General features: G+C 43.4%; 18 protein-coding genes. 17 read left to right on the top strand and 1 reads right to left on the bottom strand.

Going from position 1 to position 21,776, the window contains the following annotated elements:
• The first annotated feature begins 1 nt into the window (after position 1).
• Positions 2–2,023 (top strand): methyl-accepting chemotaxis protein, encoded by a 2,022-nt coding sequence (locus VSQ32_17245; protein ID MEH2944548.1) that lies wholly within the window; start codon positions 2–4, stop codon positions 2,021–2,023.
• A 120-nt stretch (positions 2,024–2,143) separates the two neighbouring features.
• Here VSQ32_17245 and VSQ32_17250 read toward each other — a convergent pair whose 3' ends face one another.
• Complete coding sequence (locus VSQ32_17250; GenBank protein ID MEH2944549.1) at positions 2,144–3,844, bottom strand: ABC-ATPase domain-containing protein; 1,701 nt, start codon at positions 3,842–3,844, stop codon at positions 2,144–2,146.
• A 142-nt stretch (positions 3,845–3,986) separates the two neighbouring features.
• Between VSQ32_17250 and VSQ32_17255 the strand changes: the two genes are divergently transcribed.
• The 16 genes from VSQ32_17255 to VSQ32_17330 all read left to right on the top strand — a co-directional run bounded on the left by VSQ32_17255 (position 3,987) and on the right by VSQ32_17330 (position 21,589).
• Positions 3,987–5,189, top strand: a complete 1,203-nt coding sequence (locus VSQ32_17255) for a 5-bromo-4-chloroindolyl phosphate hydrolysis family protein (protein ID MEH2944550.1) — start codon at positions 3,987–3,989, stop codon at positions 5,187–5,189.
• Positions 5,190–5,269: 80 nt separating this feature from the next.
• Positions 5,270–6,400, top strand: coding sequence for a toxic anion resistance protein (locus tag VSQ32_17260; protein MEH2944551.1), 1,131 nt, complete (start codon positions 5,270–5,272; stop codon positions 6,398–6,400).
• A 22-nt stretch (positions 6,401–6,422) separates the two neighbouring features.
• Entirely contained in the window at positions 6,423–7,229 is an 807-nt protein-coding gene (locus VSQ32_17265) for a putative ABC transporter permease (GenBank protein MEH2944552.1), read from the top strand.
• Positions 7,230–7,245: 16 nt separating this feature from the next.
• Positions 7,246–7,911 carry a response regulator transcription factor gene (locus VSQ32_17270; GenBank protein ID MEH2944553.1) on the top strand — a complete coding sequence of 222 codons (666 nt, stop codon included), beginning with the start codon at positions 7,246–7,248 and terminating at the stop codon, positions 7,909–7,911.
• Complete coding sequence (locus VSQ32_17275; GenBank protein MEH2944554.1) at positions 7,911–9,164, top strand: HAMP domain-containing sensor histidine kinase; 1,254 nt, start codon at positions 7,911–7,913, stop codon at positions 9,162–9,164. The genes VSQ32_17270 and VSQ32_17275 overlap by 1 nt, the downstream gene beginning before the upstream one ends.
• Positions 9,165–9,318: 154 nt before the next feature.
• Positions 9,319–9,531, top strand: a complete 213-nt coding sequence (locus VSQ32_17280) for a hypothetical protein (GenBank protein ID MEH2944555.1) — start codon at positions 9,319–9,321, stop codon at positions 9,529–9,531.
• Positions 9,532–9,755: 224 nt separating this feature from the next.
• Positions 9,756–11,246, top strand: coding sequence for a DUF6034 family protein (locus tag VSQ32_17285; GenBank protein MEH2944556.1), 1,491 nt, complete (start codon positions 9,756–9,758; stop codon positions 11,244–11,246).
• A 35-nt stretch (positions 11,247–11,281) separates the two neighbouring features.
• Positions 11,282–12,880, top strand: a complete 1,599-nt coding sequence (locus tag VSQ32_17290) for a DUF6034 family protein (protein ID MEH2944557.1) — start codon at positions 11,282–11,284, stop codon at positions 12,878–12,880.
• Between the two features lie 30 nt (positions 12,881–12,910).
• Positions 12,911–13,804 carry a hypothetical protein gene (locus VSQ32_17295; protein ID MEH2944558.1) on the top strand — a complete coding sequence of 298 codons (894 nt, stop codon included), beginning with the start codon at positions 12,911–12,913 and terminating at the stop codon, positions 13,802–13,804.
• Positions 13,805–13,807: 3 nt separating this feature from the next.
• Positions 13,808–14,524: a hypothetical protein gene (locus tag VSQ32_17300; protein MEH2944559.1), complete on the top strand. Its 717-nt coding sequence runs from the start codon at positions 13,808–13,810 to the stop codon at positions 14,522–14,524.
• Positions 14,525–14,601: 77 nt separating this feature from the next.
• Entirely contained in the window at positions 14,602–15,240 is a 639-nt protein-coding gene (locus VSQ32_17305) for an ATP-binding cassette domain-containing protein (protein ID MEH2944560.1), read from the top strand.
• Positions 15,237–16,805, top strand: a complete 1,569-nt coding sequence (locus VSQ32_17310; protein ID MEH2944561.1) for a hypothetical protein — start codon at positions 15,237–15,239, stop codon at positions 16,803–16,805. The genes VSQ32_17305 and VSQ32_17310 overlap by 4 nt, the downstream gene beginning before the upstream one ends.
• On the top strand, positions 16,802–17,470 hold the full coding sequence (locus VSQ32_17315; protein ID MEH2944562.1) for a hypothetical protein: 669 nt from the start codon (positions 16,802–16,804) through the stop codon (positions 17,468–17,470). Before VSQ32_17310 ends, VSQ32_17315 begins: the two co-directional genes overlap by 4 nt.
• Before the next feature lie 544 nt (positions 17,471–18,014).
• Positions 18,015–19,229 carry a PocR ligand-binding domain-containing protein gene (locus tag VSQ32_17320; GenBank protein MEH2944563.1) on the top strand — a complete coding sequence of 405 codons (1,215 nt, stop codon included), beginning with the start codon at positions 18,015–18,017 and terminating at the stop codon, positions 19,227–19,229.
• A gap of 15 nt (positions 19,230–19,244) precedes the next feature.
• A complete protein-coding gene (locus tag VSQ32_17325; protein ID MEH2944564.1) occupies positions 19,245–20,303 on the top strand; it encodes a response regulator transcription factor in 1,059 nt (352 codons plus the stop codon).
• Positions 20,304–20,449: 146 nt separating this feature from the next.
• A complete protein-coding gene (locus VSQ32_17330; GenBank protein MEH2944565.1) occupies positions 20,450–21,589 on the top strand; it encodes a 1-propanol dehydrogenase PduQ in 1,140 nt (379 codons plus the stop codon).
• The last annotated feature ends 187 nt before the right edge of the window (positions 21,590–21,776 follow it).

The following is a 21,776-nucleotide window of genomic DNA, read 5'->3' on the forward strand; positions in this document are numbered from 1 at the left end:
GATGGGTGAAAACAGCAGAAACAGTGAAAGAGTGAAGACTTTCAGAGGAGTAAAGGGAAAACTGCTTCTTGCAATTATTCCATGTGTAACTCTCGCAATTATTCTGATTATCATATTTTCTTACAGTTTTTCGAAAAAGATAATCACCGACAGGGCAAAAGAGCAGATTACGGCAGAATCCAGGACAGAAACAGGAGAAATCGAAACCTGGTCTGCAGAAATTCTTTCCACATTGAACATGATTCATCACAATCTGGATACCATGAATATGGACGAAGAAACAAAGAAAGCGTACCTTCAGTCTCTGGTAGGAATGAATGAGAATTTTCCTACAGGTGTATATATAGGAGATGACCAGGGCAATTATCTGGATTTGTCGGGCTGGGAACCGGGAGAGGATTTTGTGGTAACAGAAAGAGACTGGTATCGGGAAGGGCTGGAACACGAAGAATTTACATATGGAAGACCTTATCCCGACGCAGAAACCGGAGAATATATCGTCAGTGTCACCACACTTCTGTCAGGAACCGAAGGAGTGAAAACGGTTGCGGCGGCAGACGTATTTCTCAACAGTGTCTCAGAAATAATTTCAGAAATTAAAGTGATGGGGAAAGGTTCCTCTTTTCTGGTGGAAAAGAACAGCAAGGTAATTCTTGCCCATCAGAATAAGGATTTGATTGGAAGTGTTATTACAGAACAGGCAAATGATTTTCTGAAAAAAGTGGCGGAAAAAATAGACGGCAACCATCCGGATGCAGAACGGATTAAAGTGGATAAAGATAATTACTTTGTGGTGGCGGAGCCTGTGGGCGGAACAGACTGGATTTTAATATCCGCCATTAAAGAAAGTGATATTTTAGGAGATTTGTACAGCCTTCAGGAAAGAATGATTTTAATTATGATTCTGACAGTTTTGATTATTACTCTGGTTGTGATTCGAATCGTGCATGTAATCATTCTGCCTGTTAGAAATCTGACTGAACATATCGGTAAAATTACAGACGGAGATTTTACGGTGGAAATTGAATCAAAAGGACAGGATGAGATTTCAAAAATGGGACATGGTATGAAGAATTTTACAGAAGCCATGCGAAAAACCATCGGGGAAATTTTCAGTATTTCCGGACAGTTAAATGAACAGGCGGAAATGAGCAGTGCCGCTTCGGAAATCCTCTATGATTCGGCAGCTACTCAGTCTGATTCCATGCAGGAACTGAAAAATACCGTAGAAGAACTGGCAAAATCCGTCACAGAAGTGGCAGAAAATGCAACTTCTCTGGCAGTAGTGGTGTCAAAGACCGGAGAAAACGGAGCCAGTGCCAGAACGAAAATGGAAGAGACTGTCCGTATATCCAAAAAGGGAAGGGACGATATGGGGCAGGTAACACAGGCCATGGAAGTGATACAGTATTCTGTCAGACAACTGGAAGAATCAGTGGGAAAGGTAGGAGGTTCCACAGAAGAAATCCGGAAATTTGTGGATATTATCGGGGATATTGCTTCCCAGACAAATCTGCTGTCCCTGAATGCGGCGATTGAAGCAGCCAGAGCGGGAGAGGCAGGAAAAGGATTTGCAGTAGTGGCAGAGGAAATCCGTAACCTTGCGGAAACCAGTGCAAATTCTGTAAATCATATTTCAGATATTACATCTGAGATTAACAGTCTGGTGGAAGATGCGGTGGAAAAAACAAAAATCAGTACAGGAAATATCAATGCCAGCAGCGATTTGATTCTGAATGCTTCAGGAACATTCCAGAAGATTTATGAAACGGTGGGAGTTGCCAACGAGATAGTTCAGAAAATTATTGAAAATGTGGATAAAGTAGATGAAGTTGCGTCTTCTGTGGCTGCAATTACAGAACAGCAGTCTGCCTGTGCAGAAGAAATACTGGCCACATCGGAAAATCTGGCCCTTGAAGCTGTCAATGTGACGGATAACAGCGGAAATGTGGCCCAGTCTGCCCAGAGTGTGGCAGTCAATGCGGAGAAACTGGCGGATGAGATGAAGCGGTTCCGGGTTTGATGAACTTTGGTCTTTTCCTTTTGGTATTGCTTACCTTTGTTTTTGCGTTTTGTAAGTAATCATACATAAGAAAGCCGTCCCTGAATTTTGGCGGGAAAAATTCAGGGGCGGTTTTCTGTTTCATATTCTCAATGAACGATATCGGTTCAGACAGGCAAAAATTTCCTGTCTACGTACCATGGCCAGACCTCCGGGTACGTAACTTCCTTCACAGACAGCAGCCAGCCCTTTTTTATCCAGAAGTTTACAGAATTCTTCTACTGTTTCTGAGAGGCTTTTCTTTCCGTCAAACAGGTGAAGCTGAGCATATTTTACCAGATATCCCAGCGACGTAAGCTGTTCCGTATCCGTCAGTTGTTCCACATACCTCAAATCTATGGTATCCCGGTTCATGAGAATGGAATCTTTTCCCTGAGTTTTCATTTTAATTCTGTCATTTTTGCGGAAACTCTGGTCTGGTTCCACAATTCTGTGAAAAGAAGGCGGGGGACAGGCAGGCGCCTGCTCATTGGGAACGGGAAATGATTCCGCTTCCGTTCTGGCAAATTCCGTAATATCTTTTGGAAGATAATGGTCCATCTGAATAATCTGGTCCGCCTTATGGAAATAAGAACCGGAGCTTCCGGCAACCAGTATGGTGGAAATACCGTACTGTTCTGAAAGTTCCCGCACCCGGTCGATAAAAGGAGTGATGGGCTCGGAATCACGGTTTACCACCCGCTGCATCAGTTCATCCCGTATCATAAAATTAGTTGCGCTGGTATCCTCGTCAATCAGCAGAGTTTTTGTTCCCGCTTCCATGGCTTCCACCACATTGGCTGCCTGGGAGGTGCTTCCGCTGGCGTCCTCCGTACAAAAGTGTACAGTATCTTTTTTGTTGGGAAGATTGTTGATAAACATGGAAATATCTGTCCGTTTAATACTTCTTCCGTCTTCTGCCCGGATTTTCACGGCAGTATCATCAGTAATCACATATTCCCTGCCATCTCCGGCTATATGATTGTATACACCCAGTTCCAGTGCTTTCAGCAGCGTGGATTTTCCATGATATCCTCCGCCTACCACCAGAGTAATGCCTTTACGGATACCCATGCCTGTGATTGCTCCGTAATTGGGAAGCTGCAGCGTAACTTCCATGGATTTGGGTGACCGGAAAGGAACGGCCCGTTTCATGGGACGGTCAGATACGCCGGATTCTCTGGGCAGAATGGATTCATTGGCCACAAAAGCAGCCAGTCCCAGTTTGGGAAGCTGCAGGCGGATAAACTGCTGATCTTCTGCCAGTTCTGCGTTTTTCTGAACAGAATTTTGATTCAGGGACTGATAAAACAGTGATTTTTTCACACATTCCGGAAGAAATTCAAACAGGATTTTAATTAATTCCCGGCTGTTGACAGTTCTGCCGTTGGCGGGAAATCCGATTTCCATCCGGACAGTTACTCCTCCGTTCGGCTGGATTTCACAGGCAGTCCGTTCCAGAATTTCCTGTCCGCAGCGGCTGACAGACATAAGGCCGCTTTTGCCGGAACCTTTGGCCTTAAAAGTAAAGGTTTCTGTTTCTTTTGCAAATTTTCGAATCAGATAATCCTGCAGAGCAATCCGTTTGTGTTTTTCCTGGAATAAATCTGACGGAAAACCGGCGTTTTTTCCAGGTACATGAATACTTACTCTGGAAGGCGCGGCAAAGGGGTCTCCCTGTACATGGTCGATGGACAGGATATAAGATTCAAACTGATAACTGCCCCTGGTATCTTTGTAGGCCGGATAGCCTTTGTGGTCAATCCGGTTTAACAGCTCTCTTAAGTCATGATATGTTTTCATATGTTTTCTCACTTTCAGATTTGGTAATTTATTCTACCATTCTGCAAAAAATAATACAATAGCAATTAAAGTGTTGATTTTGGAAAGATGATGGTACATAATAAGATAGGTGTAAAAGTCAGTTTCACTTTTGGAGGAATCTATGGATAATGAATGGGAAAAATTTGGAAGAGAGATTCGTAATATTGTAGAAGATGCTGTAAATTCCCAGGATTTTCATCAGTTGAACCGAACCATTACAAATACGGTGAATGAAGCGGTAAACAGTATTCAGAACGGATTGAAAACAGCGGGAGAGGCAGTGAATCAGGCGGTGTCCCAGTCTTTTCCGGAAAATCGGAATCAGAAAAATAAATATGAAAATCTGAAAGTGCCGGAAGAAAATACGAAGCAGGAGCTTTTTAAAAGAAATACATCTCTGAAGGCCGGAGGCATGGCTCTGACCGTCTGCGGTTATATCTTCAGTATCGGAATCGGGACGGCTGTGATTATCCTGATTCTGATTGGTATGATTCTGGGGAGTTTTAATATAGGCATCAGGATTGCCCTTTCCATACTGGTTCCCTTTCTGGTGGGAAGCGGAATTATGGCCTGGAAAGGAACCAGTATCCTTTCTTCCTTAAAGCGATATCGTGGATATATTGCGGATTTGCATGGAAGGACCTATTGTAATATCAGAGAACTGGCGGACAAACGCGGAAAATCATCTCATTTTATTCTGAAAGATATAAAGAAAATGATTGACAGGGGATGGTTTCGGCAGGGACATCTGGACCATGACAATACCTGTCTGATTGTCAGCCATGATACTTACCAGGAATACGAGAATATTCAGAAACAGCGTATGCAGCAGGCAGAACCGGAAAAACGTCCGGCTTCCTCTGCCGGGGATGATTCTCTGAATCCGGAAGTACGGAAGGTGATTTCCGAAGGAAAAGAATATATACGGAAAATACAGGAATGCAACAGAAATATTCCCGGAGAGGAAATTTCCCGTAAAATTTCTCATATGGAAATGCTGATAGAGAAGATTTTTGACCGGGTAAAGGAAGATCCCGATTCTCTGGATGATATTCAGAAGCTCATGGAGTATTATCTGCCTACTACCGTGAAGCTGCTGGAGGCTTATCAGCAACTGGAAGAACAGCCGGTACAGGGAGAAAATATCAGAAATTCCAAAACAGAGATTGAGCAGACACTGGATACTCTGAATATTGCTTTTGAAAAATTACTGGACAGCCTGTTTGAGGATGTGGCCTGGGATGTGTCTTCCGACATTTCCGTGCTTCATACCATGCTGGCACAGGAAGGTCTGACAAGAGATGATTTTAAAAAGCATACTTAAAAATAAAAACAGGATATAATTTTTGAAAAATATACGGTAATATAAGAAAATGCGAGCAGAAACAGGATTGGAGGAGAACCATGAGCGAAGGATTGGAATTTGCGGATGCGCCGGTGCTGACTTTGGAGCCGTTTCCGGAAAAAGAAGAAATTGTGGAAGTACAGGAAGAACAGGCTGTAGAACCTGCCTGGGATGACAGCATACTGACAGAAGAAGAAAGGCATATGGTGGATCAGTTTACCAGCCAGATAGATTTGCACAACTCAAATATTGTACTCCAGTATGGGGCTGGAACTCAGAAGAAAATGGCGGATTTTTCAGAAAAGGCTCTGGAAAATGTACAGACTAAAGATCTTGGTGAAATCGGGGATTTGCTTACCGGTGTGGTAACGGAACTGAAAGGGTTTGATGCGGAAGAAGAAAGAGGTTTTCTGGGAATTTTCAAAAAATCTTCCAGTAAATTAACTGCTCTGAAAGCAAAATATGATAAGGCAGAGGTAAATGTTAATAAAATCTGCAAAATTCTGGAAGGCCATCAGGTACAATTAATGAAAGACGCTGCTGTTCTGGACAAAATGTATGAACAGAATAAGGTGTATTTCAAAGAACTTTCCATGTATATTCTGGCCGGAAAGAAGAAGCTGGAACAGGTGCGCAGAGAAGAACTGTCTGCTTTGATTGATAAGGCAAACCGCTCCGGGTTGCCGGAGGATGCGCAGGAGGCAAAGGATCTGGAAGCTCTGTGTACCCGGTTTGAGAAGAAAATACACGATCTGGAGCTGACCAGAATGATTTCCATTCAGACCGCACCCCAGATTCGCCTGGTACAGAATAACGACACCATTATGGTGGAAAAGATTCAGTCCACGATTGTAAATACCATTCCTCTGTGGAAAAGTCAGATGGTTCTGGCCATGGGGGTGGAACATTCCACTCAGGCGGCTCAGGCCCAGCGGGAAGTGACGGATTTGACCAATGAGCTGCTGAAAAAGAACGCGGAACGGTTAAAGGTTGCCACAGTGGAGACCGCCAGGGAATCCGAGCGCGGAATTGTGGATATGGAAACATTACGGGTGACGAATGAATCTCTGATTTCCACTCTGGATGAAGTAATGCGCATTCAGAAAGAGGGAAAAGAAAAACGTCGGGAGGCAGAACAGGAAATGAACCGTCTGGAAGGTGAACTGAAGAAAAAACTTCTGGAGATTTAAAAATTAAAGGAGCATTTAATTTATGCCGGTATCATTATATGAAGCAGCCTGGATTTTTTTAATCTACGCATTTCTGGGCTGGTGTATGGAAGTGGCCTATGCGGCGCTGGAGCTGAAACAATTTGTAAACAGGGGATTTTTAAACGGCCCGGTATGTCCCATTTACGGCTGCGGCGTATTGCTGGTGGTTTTTGTGCTGACGCCCCTGAAAGGAAGTTTTCTGCTTCTGTTTGCAGGTTCCTTTTTTCTCACGTCTGCCATTGAATTTATTACAGGATTTCTGCTGGAGAAAATATTTCATAATCAATGGTGGGATTACTCAGAAGAAAACTTTAATATCTGCGGATATGTCTGTCTGAAATTCTCTATTCTGTGGGGACTGGGCTGTACCCTGATTATGGATGTGATTCATCCTAATATTTTCAGATTTATAAGATTTATTCCCAAAATTCCAGGATTTGCAGTACTGGTTCTGCTTCTTCTGGTTTTTGTGACAGATCTGATTCTGACAGTCAGCACTATTCTGAGCTTCAACAGACATCTGAAGCTCCTGGATGAAGCCTCCTCGAAAATAAAAACTGTTTCCGATGAAATTGGAGAGAATATTTATGAAGGCGTAATCGTGGCCATGGAAAAGAGCGGGGAAGTAAAGGAAAATATTGAGAAAAAGGCAGAACAAATCAGGCTTCAGCAGGAATATGAGAAACTGATGAATTATAAAACTTCCGGTATGAAGCGCCTTATGAAGGCTTTTCCCCATATGAAGTCCCGGTCTTATCAGGAGGTTCTGACCCGGTGGAAAAATTATCGGAATGAAAGAAAATTATAACAGAACTGGTGATTTTATGAAAAAAGTACTGGTAATTGAAGACGAAACAGCCATTAACGATTTAATTTGCATGAATCTGGAAATTGCGGGCTATCAGCCTGTTCCCTTTTTTGACGGAATGGAATTCAGCCGTCATCTGAAAGAGAAGGACGATTATGTACTGGCGCTGCTGGATATTATGTTGCCGGGAAAAGACGGATTTGAACTGCTGGAAGAACTGAAAGAGCATGATATTCCGGTGATTTATCTGACTGCCAAAGGCGATTTGCCAAGTAAGGTGAAGGGTTTGAGGAACGGGGCGGAAGATTATCTTGTAAAGCCCTTTGAAATGCTGGAGCTTCTGGTTCGTATGGATAATATCCTGAAGCGCTGCGGAAAAAGCGAAACTGCAGAGGAAATTCATATCCGGGACGTCGTCATTAATGAGAAAAAGAGAACGGTACACAAAAACGGGGCGGAGGTTTCCATGCAGCCCATGGAATTTGACTGCCTGCTGGTATTCTGGAAATACAGAAACCGGGTGATTACCAGAGAGCAGATTCTGAATATTCTATGGGGCGTGGATTTTGAGGGAGAAAGCAGGACCGTGGACGTACATGTGGGAAATATCCGGAAGAAGCTGGACTTTTCCGATGTGATTATTACGGTGCCGAGAGTAGGTTACCGGATGGAGGTGCCCTGATGGATATGATAAAAAAAATTGCGTTTACTGCGTCAACCATGTTGTTTGTGTTGGCGCAGGTTTTTTCATTTTATGTGATTTTTACCAGCCGGCAGGAAAAAATTGACCTTCTGAAAGAGAAAGAAATCAGGATTTTTGAAAATGCTGTTATGGAGTTGAATAAAAAACTTTTCATATCAAAGTATAATAATGGGATACCGGATTATGTTATGGTTTATCATTTTCGGGAAAATATGCCGGAACATTCCGCATTATACAAAGGAGAGCAGGAGTTGTATAACAGCAGTCCCTATGAGTTCAATGTGGAACAGGCAAATGCGCAAAAAGACGGGTATTCTTATAATTTCAGGAAGGAACGGATGAATGGCAGGCATATTCTTGTTATATATGAGAAATTTAATGGAGGATATCGTCTCAACGGCCAGGAGACATATACTTTTTTCTACGGGATTGACATAACCTATCTCTATGAAAAAAGCCGAAATCTGGTGATTCAGGAACTGGTGATTTCTTTTACAGCATCTTTTGGAATGGCGCTGCTTCTTGTATTTCTTATTAAGAAAATTACAAAGCCTCTTCAGGCAGTTAATGAGGTTCAGCGACAGTTGATTGGAAGTATGTCCCATGAATTAAAAACCCCTCTGACAGCCATCAGGGGTTATTCAGAAACTCTTCTGAATGTAAATCTGTCTCCGGAGCAGGAGAAAAAATCCCTTAACTATATATATCAGGAAAGCGGGAGACTGTCCCGTCTTTCAGAAAAAATGATGGAGCTGACAAGATTATATGAACCGGAGTGTAAGATTTCTCAGCAGGATATTTCAGTAGAGGATCTGTTTGACGGAGTGGAGGAAAGCATGAAGCACAGGCTTCAGGAAACAGGAATAATTCTTGTGCGGGAAGGAAATTATCAGGGGAAAATCAAAAAACTGGATTCAGATCTGATGACCAGTTTCCTGATAAATCTGATTAATAACAGTATCATGGCTTCAACGCCGGGGAGTCGTATTTATCTGGGTGCAGATGACAAATCTCTGTGGGTTCGGGACGAAGGATGTGGAATTCCTGCAGAGGAAGTGGATAAAGTCCGTAAGGCTTTCTATCGTGTGGATAAATCCCGTTCCAGAAAAAGCGGAAATATGGGGCTTGGGCTCGCTCTCTGTGAGCAGATTGCAGCAGTACACCATGGAAATATGGAAATCGAGAGTAAGGTGGGGGAGGGGACCAGGATTGCTGTAATACTGAATCCGTGAATGAAACAATTTTATTCGACTGGGAAGTCCTCAATGTCCCACAGAAGATGATTTGATGGAATTTTTAAGTGCAATTTTTTATCCACAGAAAAAAGATTTTCTGGTCACAATACAAAAAAATATAGATTTTTCTCAGAATAAGGAGTTGTATCATATGGATGGTCTTGGAATGAGTATTCTGGAAGAAGGAATAGAACAGGGTATTGAGCGTGGAATGAAACAGGGAATAGAACGTGGGAAAGCAAAACAGATGAGGGAAAGTGTTACAAGTTTAATGAGAACTCTCGGTTTATCGCAGGAAGAAGCCTGTCGTGCATTGAATATTGAAATGTCTGATTATGAGAAAGAAAAACAGACAGTGAAATAGCCAGGGAGTTCATATGGATCTGTGGAAAACAGGAAAAACGGAAAAATCCGGCAGAAAAAGAAAACTGCCGGATTTATTTATTATTCTATCTGATAAGAAATACTGTAAGCATTCAGTGGTACAATCGGCTTCTGAGGCAATCTTTACAAATCCTTTACAAATGAGTGAATATTCCCGGAACATAAGCTGTTATCATTAATTTATCAACATGACAGGAGGAGCTTATGAAGAGAAAATATATAACAGTTCCTGCAGCTCTGCTTTGTATCAGCATTCTGGCAGGCTGTCAGGAAACACCGGAAAATTCTATTGTAAAGCAGAAGGGTTCAGATAACATCAAAGAATATGAAAGTTCTGAAGGTTCCATTCATGATATGGTTAAGGCGCCGGAAACATACAAAAATCTGTCTTCCTATGAAAACGGGGCCCTTGTTATAGACACAGATGCAGAAGTAATTCTGCCGGAAGTGGCCTCTATAAATACTTATAATGTTTCTGCCCAGGAAGCAGATCAGGAAATGATTGACAAAGTGACTGATATTTTTTTTAAAGGAGATAAGATTTACCATTCCTATACTTATAATGTGCTGACAAAAGACTGGTATCAGGCAGATATTACAAGACTGAAACAGTATAAGGCAGAAGGAAATACAGATCCATACGAATACGGAAAAGATGAAAACGGGGAATTACATTTTAACATTGATGAGGTGATTGCCAGAGAGGAAGAATTTATGGCAGAAGCTCCAGATGAGGTGATAAAAGAAGAAGTTAAGCCATGTTTTGGAATGGAATGGGTAGATGGCAAAGGAGAAGAAGCACAGAAAGTAGTGGATGAGACAGAGTTCCGGGGTATGGTGGAAACAGATCATGGAATTTACAGTTATGATATCATAAGTGGAACCAATACCAGAGATTTAAAGTTTGATATTGAAAAAAAGAGAGAGGATTTACCGGATGAAAGAATGTTTTCCATATGGCAGGAGACAAGATATCTGATGGATTCTGAGGGAGATGGATATGAACCTTTATCGGAAGATACCATAAAAAAATTTCTGAATATTTCCTATGAAGATGCAGAAAAAGCTGCAAAAGATAAAATAAGTCAGCTTGACTGGGACTGGGAGCTGACAGACTGGGATTATGCAGTGTTTAAATATGGAGAAGAAATGACGTCTGAAGATAATATAATGGACAGCGGATATATCTTTTATTTTACCAGAGTAGTGGATGAAATTCCTGTTACTTTTACAGATTCTTATGGCGGAGCGTTAGAAGATATGGACAGTACGCTGATTCCCTGGAGTTATGAACGATGTGAGATAATTGTGGGAGATGACGGGATTCAGAAAGTGGAAATATATAACCCCTATGAAGTGGAAGGAATACAGACAGAAAATGTAAAACTGATGGATTTCGACAGCATTATAAAAATATATGAACAGATGATGGAAGTATCCAATGCGGATGTGACGTCCTTTGAAAAACAGAGGACTTACCATATCAGAAAAATTAAATTGGGTTACGCCAGAATTTATAATCCCACAGTAGATAATACAGCAGGAATTCTGGTACCGGTCTGGGATTTTTTCGGCGGATTTGATTCTGAAATGGACGAATATTCCAGAAAAGATTCCGGAGAGCATTCCAAACGGAGTTTTATGACCATCAATGCTCTGGACGGAACTGTGATTGACAGGGAGCTTGGTTACTGAACATATATTTCATAAAGAAACGGGAAGGAGAAAAAATGGGAGAGGTAAAACAAAGGAAAACAGGTTTCAGAAAGAGATGGGGGACAGTTTTTATATCCATACTCTGCATGGGTCTGCTGGCAGGCTGTCAGGAGACACCAGAGGACACCATTGTACGGCAGAAAAAGTCAGACAATATCAAAAAGTATGAAAGTAATGAAGAACATCCGGAAGAAAAACAGGAAACAGAGGAGAAACAGGGAAATCCGGAAGAAAAGAAAGAAAATGTAAAAAGAGTGCTGGAGACGCCGGAACGCTATAAGAATAAGGCTTCCTACCAGAACGGAAATCTGGTGATTGATACGGATGCGGAAATTCTGGTACCGGAAGGCGATCATATGAACACTTATAAAGTAACAGCACAGGAAATGAATCAGGAACTGATTGATAAAATAACTCAGGCATTTTTTGAAGGGGATAAGATTTATCAGGAGTATGGTTATTTTCAGTGGACCAAAGAACAGTATCAGCAGGATATTACAATGCTGAAAAAGTTTAAGGCAGAAGGAAATCTGGACCCTTATAATCTGGGAACCTATGAAGACGGAAGCAAAATTTTTGATATTGACAGTGTAATTGAATACGATGAGGAAAATATGAAAACTGCGCCGGATGAAATAGAAAAAATCGAAGTAACGCCTTCTTTTGGACTGGAATGGGTGGAAGGATATGGAGAGGAAGCCACAAAGCGGGTGGATGATAACAGGTTCAGCGGTGCAGTGGAGACTGACAACGGGGTTTACACTTATACCATTTCCGGAAGCGACGGATATACTGCAGATGTGCGGGTGCTGATTCAGAAAACCAGAGAAGATATGGCAGATTTCCGGGTGCCGAAGAACTGGTGGGATGGAAGGATTGAATTGGACAATGAATATATATCCAAAGAAGAGGGAAAACAGCCTTCCATATCAGAAGAAACCATTCAGAACATGTTGAATATTTCCTATGAAGATGCAGAAAAAACAGCCAGAGAAAAAATAGACAGACTGGGCTGGGACTGGGAAATCACAGACTGGGACTATTCCCTTCTGAAAAGCGGATACGATAACCTTACAGAAGAGACTTTACTGGATGCGGGATATGTTTTTTATTTCGGCAGAGTGCTGGATGGAATACCTGTAACCTTTACAGATTCTTATGGAGGAGCCTGGGAAGATGCGGACAGTACGCTGGTTCCCTGGAGCTATGAGCGATGTGAAGTGATTGTGGGAGATGACGGTATTCAGAAAGTGGAAATTTACAATCCTTATCATGTGGAAGGGATTGAGACGGAAAATGTAAAACTGATGGATTTTGACAGCGTTATGCAGATATATGAGCAGATGATGGAAATATCCAATGCAGACATTCTGCAGTATGCAGAAAATATGACATATCATGTGAATAAAATTCAGCTGGGCTATACCAGAATCTATGATCCCACCGTGGAAAGTACCACAGGGATTATGGTACCGGTGTGGGACGTATTCGGAGGTTCTCAGACAGAGTATGAAGACCATACGGAAATAAATACGGGAGAACATTCCAGACAGAGTATGCTGACCATCAACGCTCTGGACGGAACGATTATTGACCGGGGGCTTGGATACTGATTTATCACAGGAAGAAAGGGGAACAGGAAGATGGAAGGGGCAAGACAGGTAACAGCGGCAGTCAGATGGAATTTCCTTGGATTTTTTAAAAATCCGAGGGTAATCATCACCTTTCTGTTTTCCTTTATTCTCTGTTTTTTCCTGAGCGACCGGGGCATGATGGTGGCAGATTATTATGATTCCTCCATGCAGGCACTGGAGCCTTTTATCTGGACTTTTGGAGACGCCGATTCCATTCTGCTCTGTTCTCTGCTGCTGATTCTGCTGTTTCTGGATTTGCCGAAATTAAGTCCTTTTACCCCTTATATGCTTCTTCGCATGAAAAAGAGCCGGTGGCTGCTGGCACAGTTTTTTTATATTTTTTTGGTAACCGTGCTGTATATGACATATGTGCTTCTGGTGACCGGAATTCTCTGTATGCAGAAAACTTATCCTGGAAATATCTGGAGCAAGACAGCGGCCCTTCTGGCCTATTCCGGTATGGGGAGGGATTTATCCGTTCCATCCACAGTAAAGGTGATGGAAAGTACCACTCCGGTGTCCTGCAGCTTTCAGATTATGGTTCTCTTAATCTGTTATGCCTTAACTTTAAGTTTTCTGATGCTGCTTTTTCAGATGAAATCAGGAAGAAAGGCTGCCATCGGCGCCGGGCTGTTTTACAGTCTGTTCGGGTTCCTTCTGAATCCCGATATTCTGGCGAAAATACTCCGCAAAGAAGAATACGAAATGTTTCTGGTACGGAGGATTACCGGGTGGGTCAGCCCCCTGAACCATGCCACTTACGGAATGCATGATTTTGGGTATGATGTGCTTCCGTCTATTGGCCAGTCCTGTATGATATTTCTTGTACTGCTGCTGTTTTTGTCCTTTCTTTCCTTTTATACACTGAAAAAATACAATTTTAGTTCTTTTACAGGAGATTGACGTATGAAAGAATTATTACGGGACAGAGGATTTCAGGCTGCCATGCTGGTAAGTTTTCTGGCCATGGCGCTGGGATTTCCTTTCTATCAGGCAAAAATTCCGTTAAATCCGGGAAGTTTTCTTGAATTTTATCAGACTGCACTGGAAGCTCAGACCATGTTGTTTCTGATACCTGTTGCAGCAGTGCTTTCGCCGGGAGCTGCCTATGTGCGGGAATCCTCCAGTGGATTTTTAAAACTGTATCTTACCAGAACCAGCCGGATGGAGTATATCAGAACAAAAACCTGGAGGATTTACGCCGGAGGATTTCTGCCCTTTTTTCTGGCGGGGACCGGAGGATTTCTGCTCTGCTTTTTCTTTCTCTATCCTCTGGAACTGAAAGGAAGTATTTCCTGGAAAGAAATCCTCAGTGTTCTGGAAATTCTTCTGCGCATCAGCTTTACAGGAGGAATCCTGGCAGAATTTTCCGGTATTTTTGCAGTGGTTTTTCGGAATTATTATATGGCTTACGGGCTGCCCTTCGTCATTTATTATATGATGATTATATTAAAAGAAAGGTATCTGCCGAAACTGTATGCCTGGTATCCGGGAGAATGGGTTGTATGCCAGGAAGACTGGGGAACAGACCAGATGGGAATCTGGATATTTTTCCTGGTGATTTCTCTGGCAGTAATGCTGATACACAGCCTGATTTTATATCGGAGGCTGCGGGAAATTTAGTTCCACAGCCAGGAGATGTGCAGATATGGCAGCAACGGGGGTACTGGCCTGAAACAGGAATTTATGGAGAAAATAACATGGACGTTTATATTGAAATCAGTCATGTGACGAAAAAATTCGGGGACGACGTGATTTTAAATGACATTAATATCAGTATGGAACAGGGAAAAGTCTACGGAATTTCCGGTAATAATGGTTCCGGAAAAACGGTTCTGATGAAATGTATCTGTGGATTTCTTCCGGTAACAGCAGGATTTATACGGGTTGGGGGGAAAATCATCGGAACAGAGATTGATTTTCCGGAAAGTATCGGCGTAATTATAGAAACACCTGGATTTCTGACAAATCTGACAGGTATGCGGAATCTGGAAATTCTGGCCGGGCTTAAAGGAAAAATTTCCCCAGAGGAAATCCGCCAGACCATAAGAAAAGCGGGACTGGATCCAGGATTAAAAAAATCTGTGGCAAAATATTCTCTGGGGATGCGCCAGCGTCTCGGAATAGCCCAGGCAATTATGGAAGATCCGGAATTTCTGATTCTGGATGAGCCTTTTAACGGACTGGATAAACATGGAGTGGAAGATATTCGAAATCTTCTTCTGGATTTGAAAAAGAATGGAAAAACCATTATTCTGGCCAGTCACAACAGCGAAGATATCCGAATTTTATGCGACAGAGTTTATGAGATGGACGGAGGGAGGATACAGGAAGTATGAGATGCAGAAAAAAGAGATGCAGAAAATTGTGTGGGAAAAATCGGGTACAGGGTTTTTTTCTGATAAGTATCATTCTGTGTTTTGTTCTGGCTGTGTCTGTCACGGTCAGGGCGGAGGGTCTGATAATTTCGGATGACAGTCAGAAAAAAGGCGGATTTATCACCATTGACGCCAATAAAAAGTACGAGGGTATGAACGCTCCTTTTTCCAAAGGATATGAACCTTCTGTTGAGAAAAATACCATGACGCTGGTGGTTCCTTTTATGATGAAACAGGAAACGGAGCAGGACAGAATCGTTGTGGGTATTTCTTTTGAGCGTGAGGAAAACAGCCCTTTTTACTATAAAAACTATCAGAAAAAAGTAAAGAAGTCAGAAGATGGAATTTATCTGTACCGGTGCAGAATTCAGTTAAAGGAAGACCGGGTAAACGGTCAGTATCCCCTGCGCCTGTGGGTGCAGGCTGAGACGTCAGAGGAACGGCTGCAGCAGGAATTTAACATTTATGTGGAAATTACAGACGGAATCCCAAAAGTTTCCGAAGAAAATCCGCCGGAGGAAAATTCAGATTTTACCATGGAAAATCAGGTGCCGGATTCTGTTTTGCCGGATGCAGGAGAAGAATCAGGCCAGCCAGCAGGAGGTTCAGGCAGCGGAGAACAGATTATCCATCAGCCCAGAGTTATGATAACAGATAACAGTCTGCAGACGGCTTCTCTGGAAGCCGGAACACAGGCACTCTGGTCCCTTTCTGCCAGAAACTGCAGCCGAAGTTATGCCATGGAAAATGTAAAGGTGACCATGACCTGTGAAAACAGAGATATTATTTTTGAAAAGACTTCCTGGTATTTTGACCGGGCGGGGGCCGGAGGTTCCATGGATTTGTCTCAGCATGTGACTGTGGGAAAAAAAGCGGCGGCAGAGTCCGTAGCAGTACAGTTTCAGTTTGACTATGAGGATAAACAGGGGACTGCCTGTACTTCCACGGAGACAGTGACTCTGTCTGTGGTGCAGATTCCTCAGGCGGAGCTTACGAATCTTTCTTTTCCGGACAGTATTTATGAGGCAGATACGGATTTGCTGACTTTTCAGATTCAGAACACAGGCCTTGCGGTCATTTATAATGTCAGAATACGTCTGGAAGGCAAAGGGCTGTTTCCGGAGAAGGAACTGTTTCTTGGAACCATGGAGGCAGGTTCTTCTGCAGACGGAGAGATTTCCGTATTTGCCGGCAACCTGACCATGGATAATGAGGGAAATGTGATTGATGAAGGTGGAAAAAAATATGGCGATACCACCGGTACAGTGGTGTTTTCCTATGAAAATGAACAGGGGGAACCGGTGGAAACCAGTCAGGAACTTCACACCGCCATTAAAAAACCGCAGGTTGTGAAACTGAAAGTGGAAAAGGAAGCTCCGAAAACCAATCAGTGGTGGATAACTATTCTGGCAGGTATTTTTCTGGTGCTGATTTTGATTATCATATGGCTTTATCTGCGGATGAAGCATTATTGGAGAGTTTCCGAAATGCATAAAAATTCCTGGTCAGGAAAGGAAAAATCATGAAAAGACGTAATCTGTATAAAGATATTGTTATCGGTGCAGCAGTTATTTTTCTGATGGTTTTCTGTTCAAATCTGTGGAAAAATTATCAGAAAGAGCAGAAAATCTATGGTTTTTACATCCAGTCTGACCTGGAACTGACAGAGAAAACTGCAGAACAGTTACAGAATATTTCCGGTCTCTGCAGGTTTGAACCATCTGCTTCCACTATGGTGACAGTGGGGCTGGAAGAATATACCCTGGAAACCAGCCTGGTGGGAGTCAGTCTGGAAGAGTATCCGCTGAACTTTAAGGAAACAGAGGGGAATCTTGTTCTGGGAAATACAGCGGCGCTGTTTTTCGGTGAAGATGCATTTCAGATGTTTTCTGACAAACACGGATACAGTCCTGATAAAAAACAGATAAAAAGCTGGACGGATGAGTATCAGAGTCTTTCTCTGTCCATAACGGATGAAGGAGGTCATGTAAGAAAGGGATATGTTGCCGGTATTCTGAAAAGTCCGGGAAACGAAATTTACATGGATAGAGGTCAGATGGAGGAAATTTTTAAGGAATCCTGTCAGGTGACGGGAGGGTATATGGAGGTTTATGGGCTTCAGAATATGAAAAAAGCCAGGGATGAACTGGAAGGGGGAGGATTTCTGGTGGAGAAGAAAATGGAGAATTAATCTGAATATCAGAGACAGACTGTAAAAGGATGAGGACAGCATACGGTTTTCCGACAGGGGAGACGGTATGCTTTATTTTCTTATGGGAAAGACTCTGTCACGATAAAGCGTGGAAGTGTCTTACTATAGAATAAAAAATAATTATCCCATTGCGGCGGAAAAGAAATAGGTCCCAATCTGTTGTGATATCAACCTGTAAAAATTTGCCGGTAAAAATTTGCCTGTAATATTTTGCGGCAGAAAATTTTTTCAGATAATATATATTTTTTCAGTATTAGTCATAAAAACAGTGTATTATAAGGTCTGGACGGGAGATTATATATATTCTAAATCTTTTTGTTCATAGTTTCTAAAGGAAAAAATCATATTACAGGCAGGGTAAAAAAAGTTTCATTCACAAAAAAGAATTGTATGGATGGGATTTTTTTGTTATAATAATTAAAATAAAAGACAGATTTGAATTTTTTTGTCGTCAATTTATACAAAGACGGACAGAAGTTGTCTGGAGTGTTGAGAGACAGAATCATATCGGGAGATGGATTGTATGTTGAAAGAATCAAAAAATATATCGGATTATCTTGATATCGGTTTTCTGCAAATGCTGCAGGATAATTGTTCCAGGGCCATGGGACTGGCTTTTGTGACAGTGGACTATCGCGGATGTCCCATTACGCATTACAGTGGTTTTACCCCTTACTGTCAGCTTGGGCGGAAGCATCAGGGGTTTTTTGAAATGTGCAAACAGTGTGATGCCCATGGAGGTCTGCAGGCTGCTATTACCGGAGAGCCTTATATCTACCGCTGTCATGCAGGACTGGTGGATTTTGCCCTGCCGCTGATCTGCGACGGTATTTATATGGGTTCCCTGATGGGAGGCCAGATACGGTTAAACCGGGATGAAAAAGGGGAACTGGACAGGATTCTGCCGGTTGAGACAGACTGGAGGAAAGATAGGGACCTGGATAAAGCGTATAATGAAACTCAGACAGTCTCCTATGAGAAGATTAAATCGGCAGTGACAGTGCTGCATGATTTGATTCTGTTTATGATGCAGAGTAACGGGCAGACGGGCAGGCTGCCGGAATCTGAGGATATAAACGCTGGGGAACAGTGTAAAACCTGTCCCGGTGCAGAGTTTTCTTTTCGAAAACGTGAACTTACAAGTATTAAAAATCAGGGGAAACTGCGTTATTTTTTCTTTGTGATGAATATTATTTCACAGATGGCTCTCCAGGAAAAGGCCGCCAGGACAGAGGCCATGGTATATGATTTTGCGGATATTATGCGTTATGTAACGGAATCAGAACATGAAATTTCCACACTGGGAGAAGAACTGAACTATATAGGCGCTCTGCTGCGTGTTCAGAAAGCCTGGGTAGGGGACGCTCTTCGCTTTCATATTTCAGTTCCAAAGGAATACTGGGATGCAAACTGTCCCTACATGGTTCTGGAACCGCTTGTGGGACTGGCTGTTCAGGGATGCGAGGCTGGGGAAACCCATGAAATTGAAATTCTTGCGAAAGAAGAACAGGGAGACGTGATAATTCAGGTAGTCAGCGATAATGAAGGAATGACGCTGGAAGAGATGGATGACCGGTCCGGGGGATTTTTTCAGGAGGAGGGATTTTCCCTTCATGATTCAGACAGGAGTCTGAAACGGATGTTTGGAAAGCGGTATGGCCTTTCCGTAGGACCTGGAAAGGAGGAAAAGCCGGGACAGATGGTTTGCTTCCGGCTGCCTCATAAGAAAGACGGATAAGGAGGTGTGCAGTGAATGGGCCAGATTTTAGTGTTGAATGAGAACCGGCTGGAGCGTGAAATTACCCGAAATATTCTGGCTGAAGGGCTGGAGTCCACAGAAATTGTTCCCATAGCGGAAGAAGAAACGGCAATCCGTATGCTGAGAGAAGAAAATGTGGATTTGCTGATTGCAGATGTACCCAGATTTGATCTGCGCCGGTGCGACATGATGGCGAAGGCCAGGCAGGTATCGCCGGATACCCCGATTCTGGTGACTTCCGCAGGAGTCCGTGCTGATATTGCACCTCATGTATGGCGGCTGGGACTGCAGGATTATTTGCTCAAACCCTGCCGTCCGGCCTGGCTGCTGGCAGCAGTTCGAGCCCTGAAACGGGAGGCTTCCCCCGGATTAAATGACAGAGAGGAACAGCGGCGGGAACAGTATCTGAAACTTCTGGCTGAGCAGATGCGGGCCTTTTGTTATAAAAAGTGCACAGATGTTGCAAAAGATTACCTTGCTTCTCTTCACAAAGATATACATAATAAAAGTATGATTCGGTTTCAGGTGCTTCGGTTTGCCGAAGGACTTGTACAGTTGGGAGATCCTCTGGGTTCTGCTGCCCGAACCAGACTGGCATGTATGATGGAACAGTTCAGGCTTCGATTCGACCAGCAGGTGCAGAAATATGATACCTACCTTGTACTGAAAAAGATGCTGGATGTGATTTTTACTGTTTTTGAAGAAGACAGCAGTTATCAGGTGGACAGTGAGCAGAGGGTGATCAACTTTATTGACCGCAACGTCAGGGGCGGCATCAGCCTGGATCAGGCTGCAGAATATGCAAATATGAGTTCTTATTATTTCAGCAGGGTTTTTAAGAAAATTACCGGGGTCAACTTCATTACCTACGTTACAGACTGTAAAATAGCTGTTGCTGAGGAAATGCTTGTGGAAACGGACATGCCTGTCATCAGCATTGCCTATGAGCTTTCTTACAGTGAAGCCAATTATTTCAGTAAGGCTTTTAAGCGGAAAGTGGGAATGACGCCTACGGAGTACCGGGAATTTCACTGCGGCGGAGTGACTGTCTGAACAGGTAATTCCCGCAGAACAGGTTGTAAAATGGGGGCTTTGAATCGGGTGTATATGTCTGCAGCGCCTGCTCCGATGGACATTGCGGCATACAGTTTTCCGTTGGAATTTGCGCCGCAGGCGTCAGCGGCAGAATGGAGGTTATGATGCAGGAATTCAGTTTCAGTACCAGGATATTTTTTGGAGAAGGTGCTCTGGAGCGTCTGCGCCGGGTGAAAGGCCGGCGTGTTCTTATTGTTACGGACCGCTTTATGGTGCAGATAGGGACCATAGACAAAGTAATGACCTATCTGACAGGGTGTGAAGTCAGCATTTTTGACGGCGTAATACCGGATCCGCCCATTGAAGTGGTGGCTGAGGGAGTAAAAGCCCTTGCAGCCTGCCAGGCAGAAATCGTGATTGCTGTGGGCGGCGGTTCCACCATTGATGCGGCAAAGGCTATCCGGGCCATTGCAAAGCAGACACTCTGTGCTGAGGCGGACCATATGGAATGCTTTGCTGTGCCTACCACCAGCGGCACCGGTTCCGAAGTTACAGATTACGCTGTAATTACAGATAATGCCAGAGGTCTCAAGTATCCTCTGGACAGCCAGGCGCTGCGTCCGCCTGTGGCCATCCTTGAGCCGTCTCTTACCGCCAGCGCTCCTGCGTCTGTGACAGCCGATGCAGGCATGGATGTGCTGACACATGCCCTGGAGGCTTATGTTTCAACCAATGCAAATGATTTTTCTGACGCCATGTGTGAAAAAGCCGTATCTCTGGTGTTCCGGTTTTTGCCTCTTGCTTATCAGGATGGGGAGGATTTACTTGCCCGGACAGAGATGCAGAATGCGGCGTGTATGGCGGGACTGGCTTTTAATTCCGCCGGACTGGGCATTAACCATGGACTTGCCCATGCAGTCGGCGGGAAATTCCATATTGCCCATGGACGTATTAATGCCATGCTTTTGCCGAAAGTTCTGGCCTTTAATGCAAATTTATCTCATGTGGTGGGCGGAGAGTATTCTCTGGCAGCAAAAAAATACCAGCGTATTGCAAGGATTATGGATTTTCCGGCTGCCACGGTGCGGCTTGGCGTTGCCAATCTGATCAGTGAAATAGAGCGTCTGAATCAGCTGATGCAGATTCCTCCCACGCTCAGGGCATGGGGTGCTGATCTGTCCAAAGTCAGAGAAATGCGCGGAGAGCTGGCAAGGGCTGCTCTGGCAGATGCCACTTACGCTACCAATCCGCGCAGGGCAACTGAAGAAGAAGCAGCAGTTCTGATTGACCAGATTACAGGTTAATCAAAGAAGTAAAATATTTTAACGGATTGAATTACAGACATTCAGGAAATTGGAAGCGGGAGTGCCAGGCTGAGAAATCAGCAGGCAGTCCCGCTTTTTTCTTCTATAGGAAAATACTTTCCTATAGAAGAACAAAACAATGATGCGCAGCTCGCGGGGGTGATGTTTATTGCTACGCAATCCTCTC

This window comes from Lachnospiraceae bacterium JLR.KK002, from assembly GCA_036941025.1.
GTDB lineage: Bacteria > Bacillota > Clostridia > Lachnospirales > Lachnospiraceae > Petralouisia.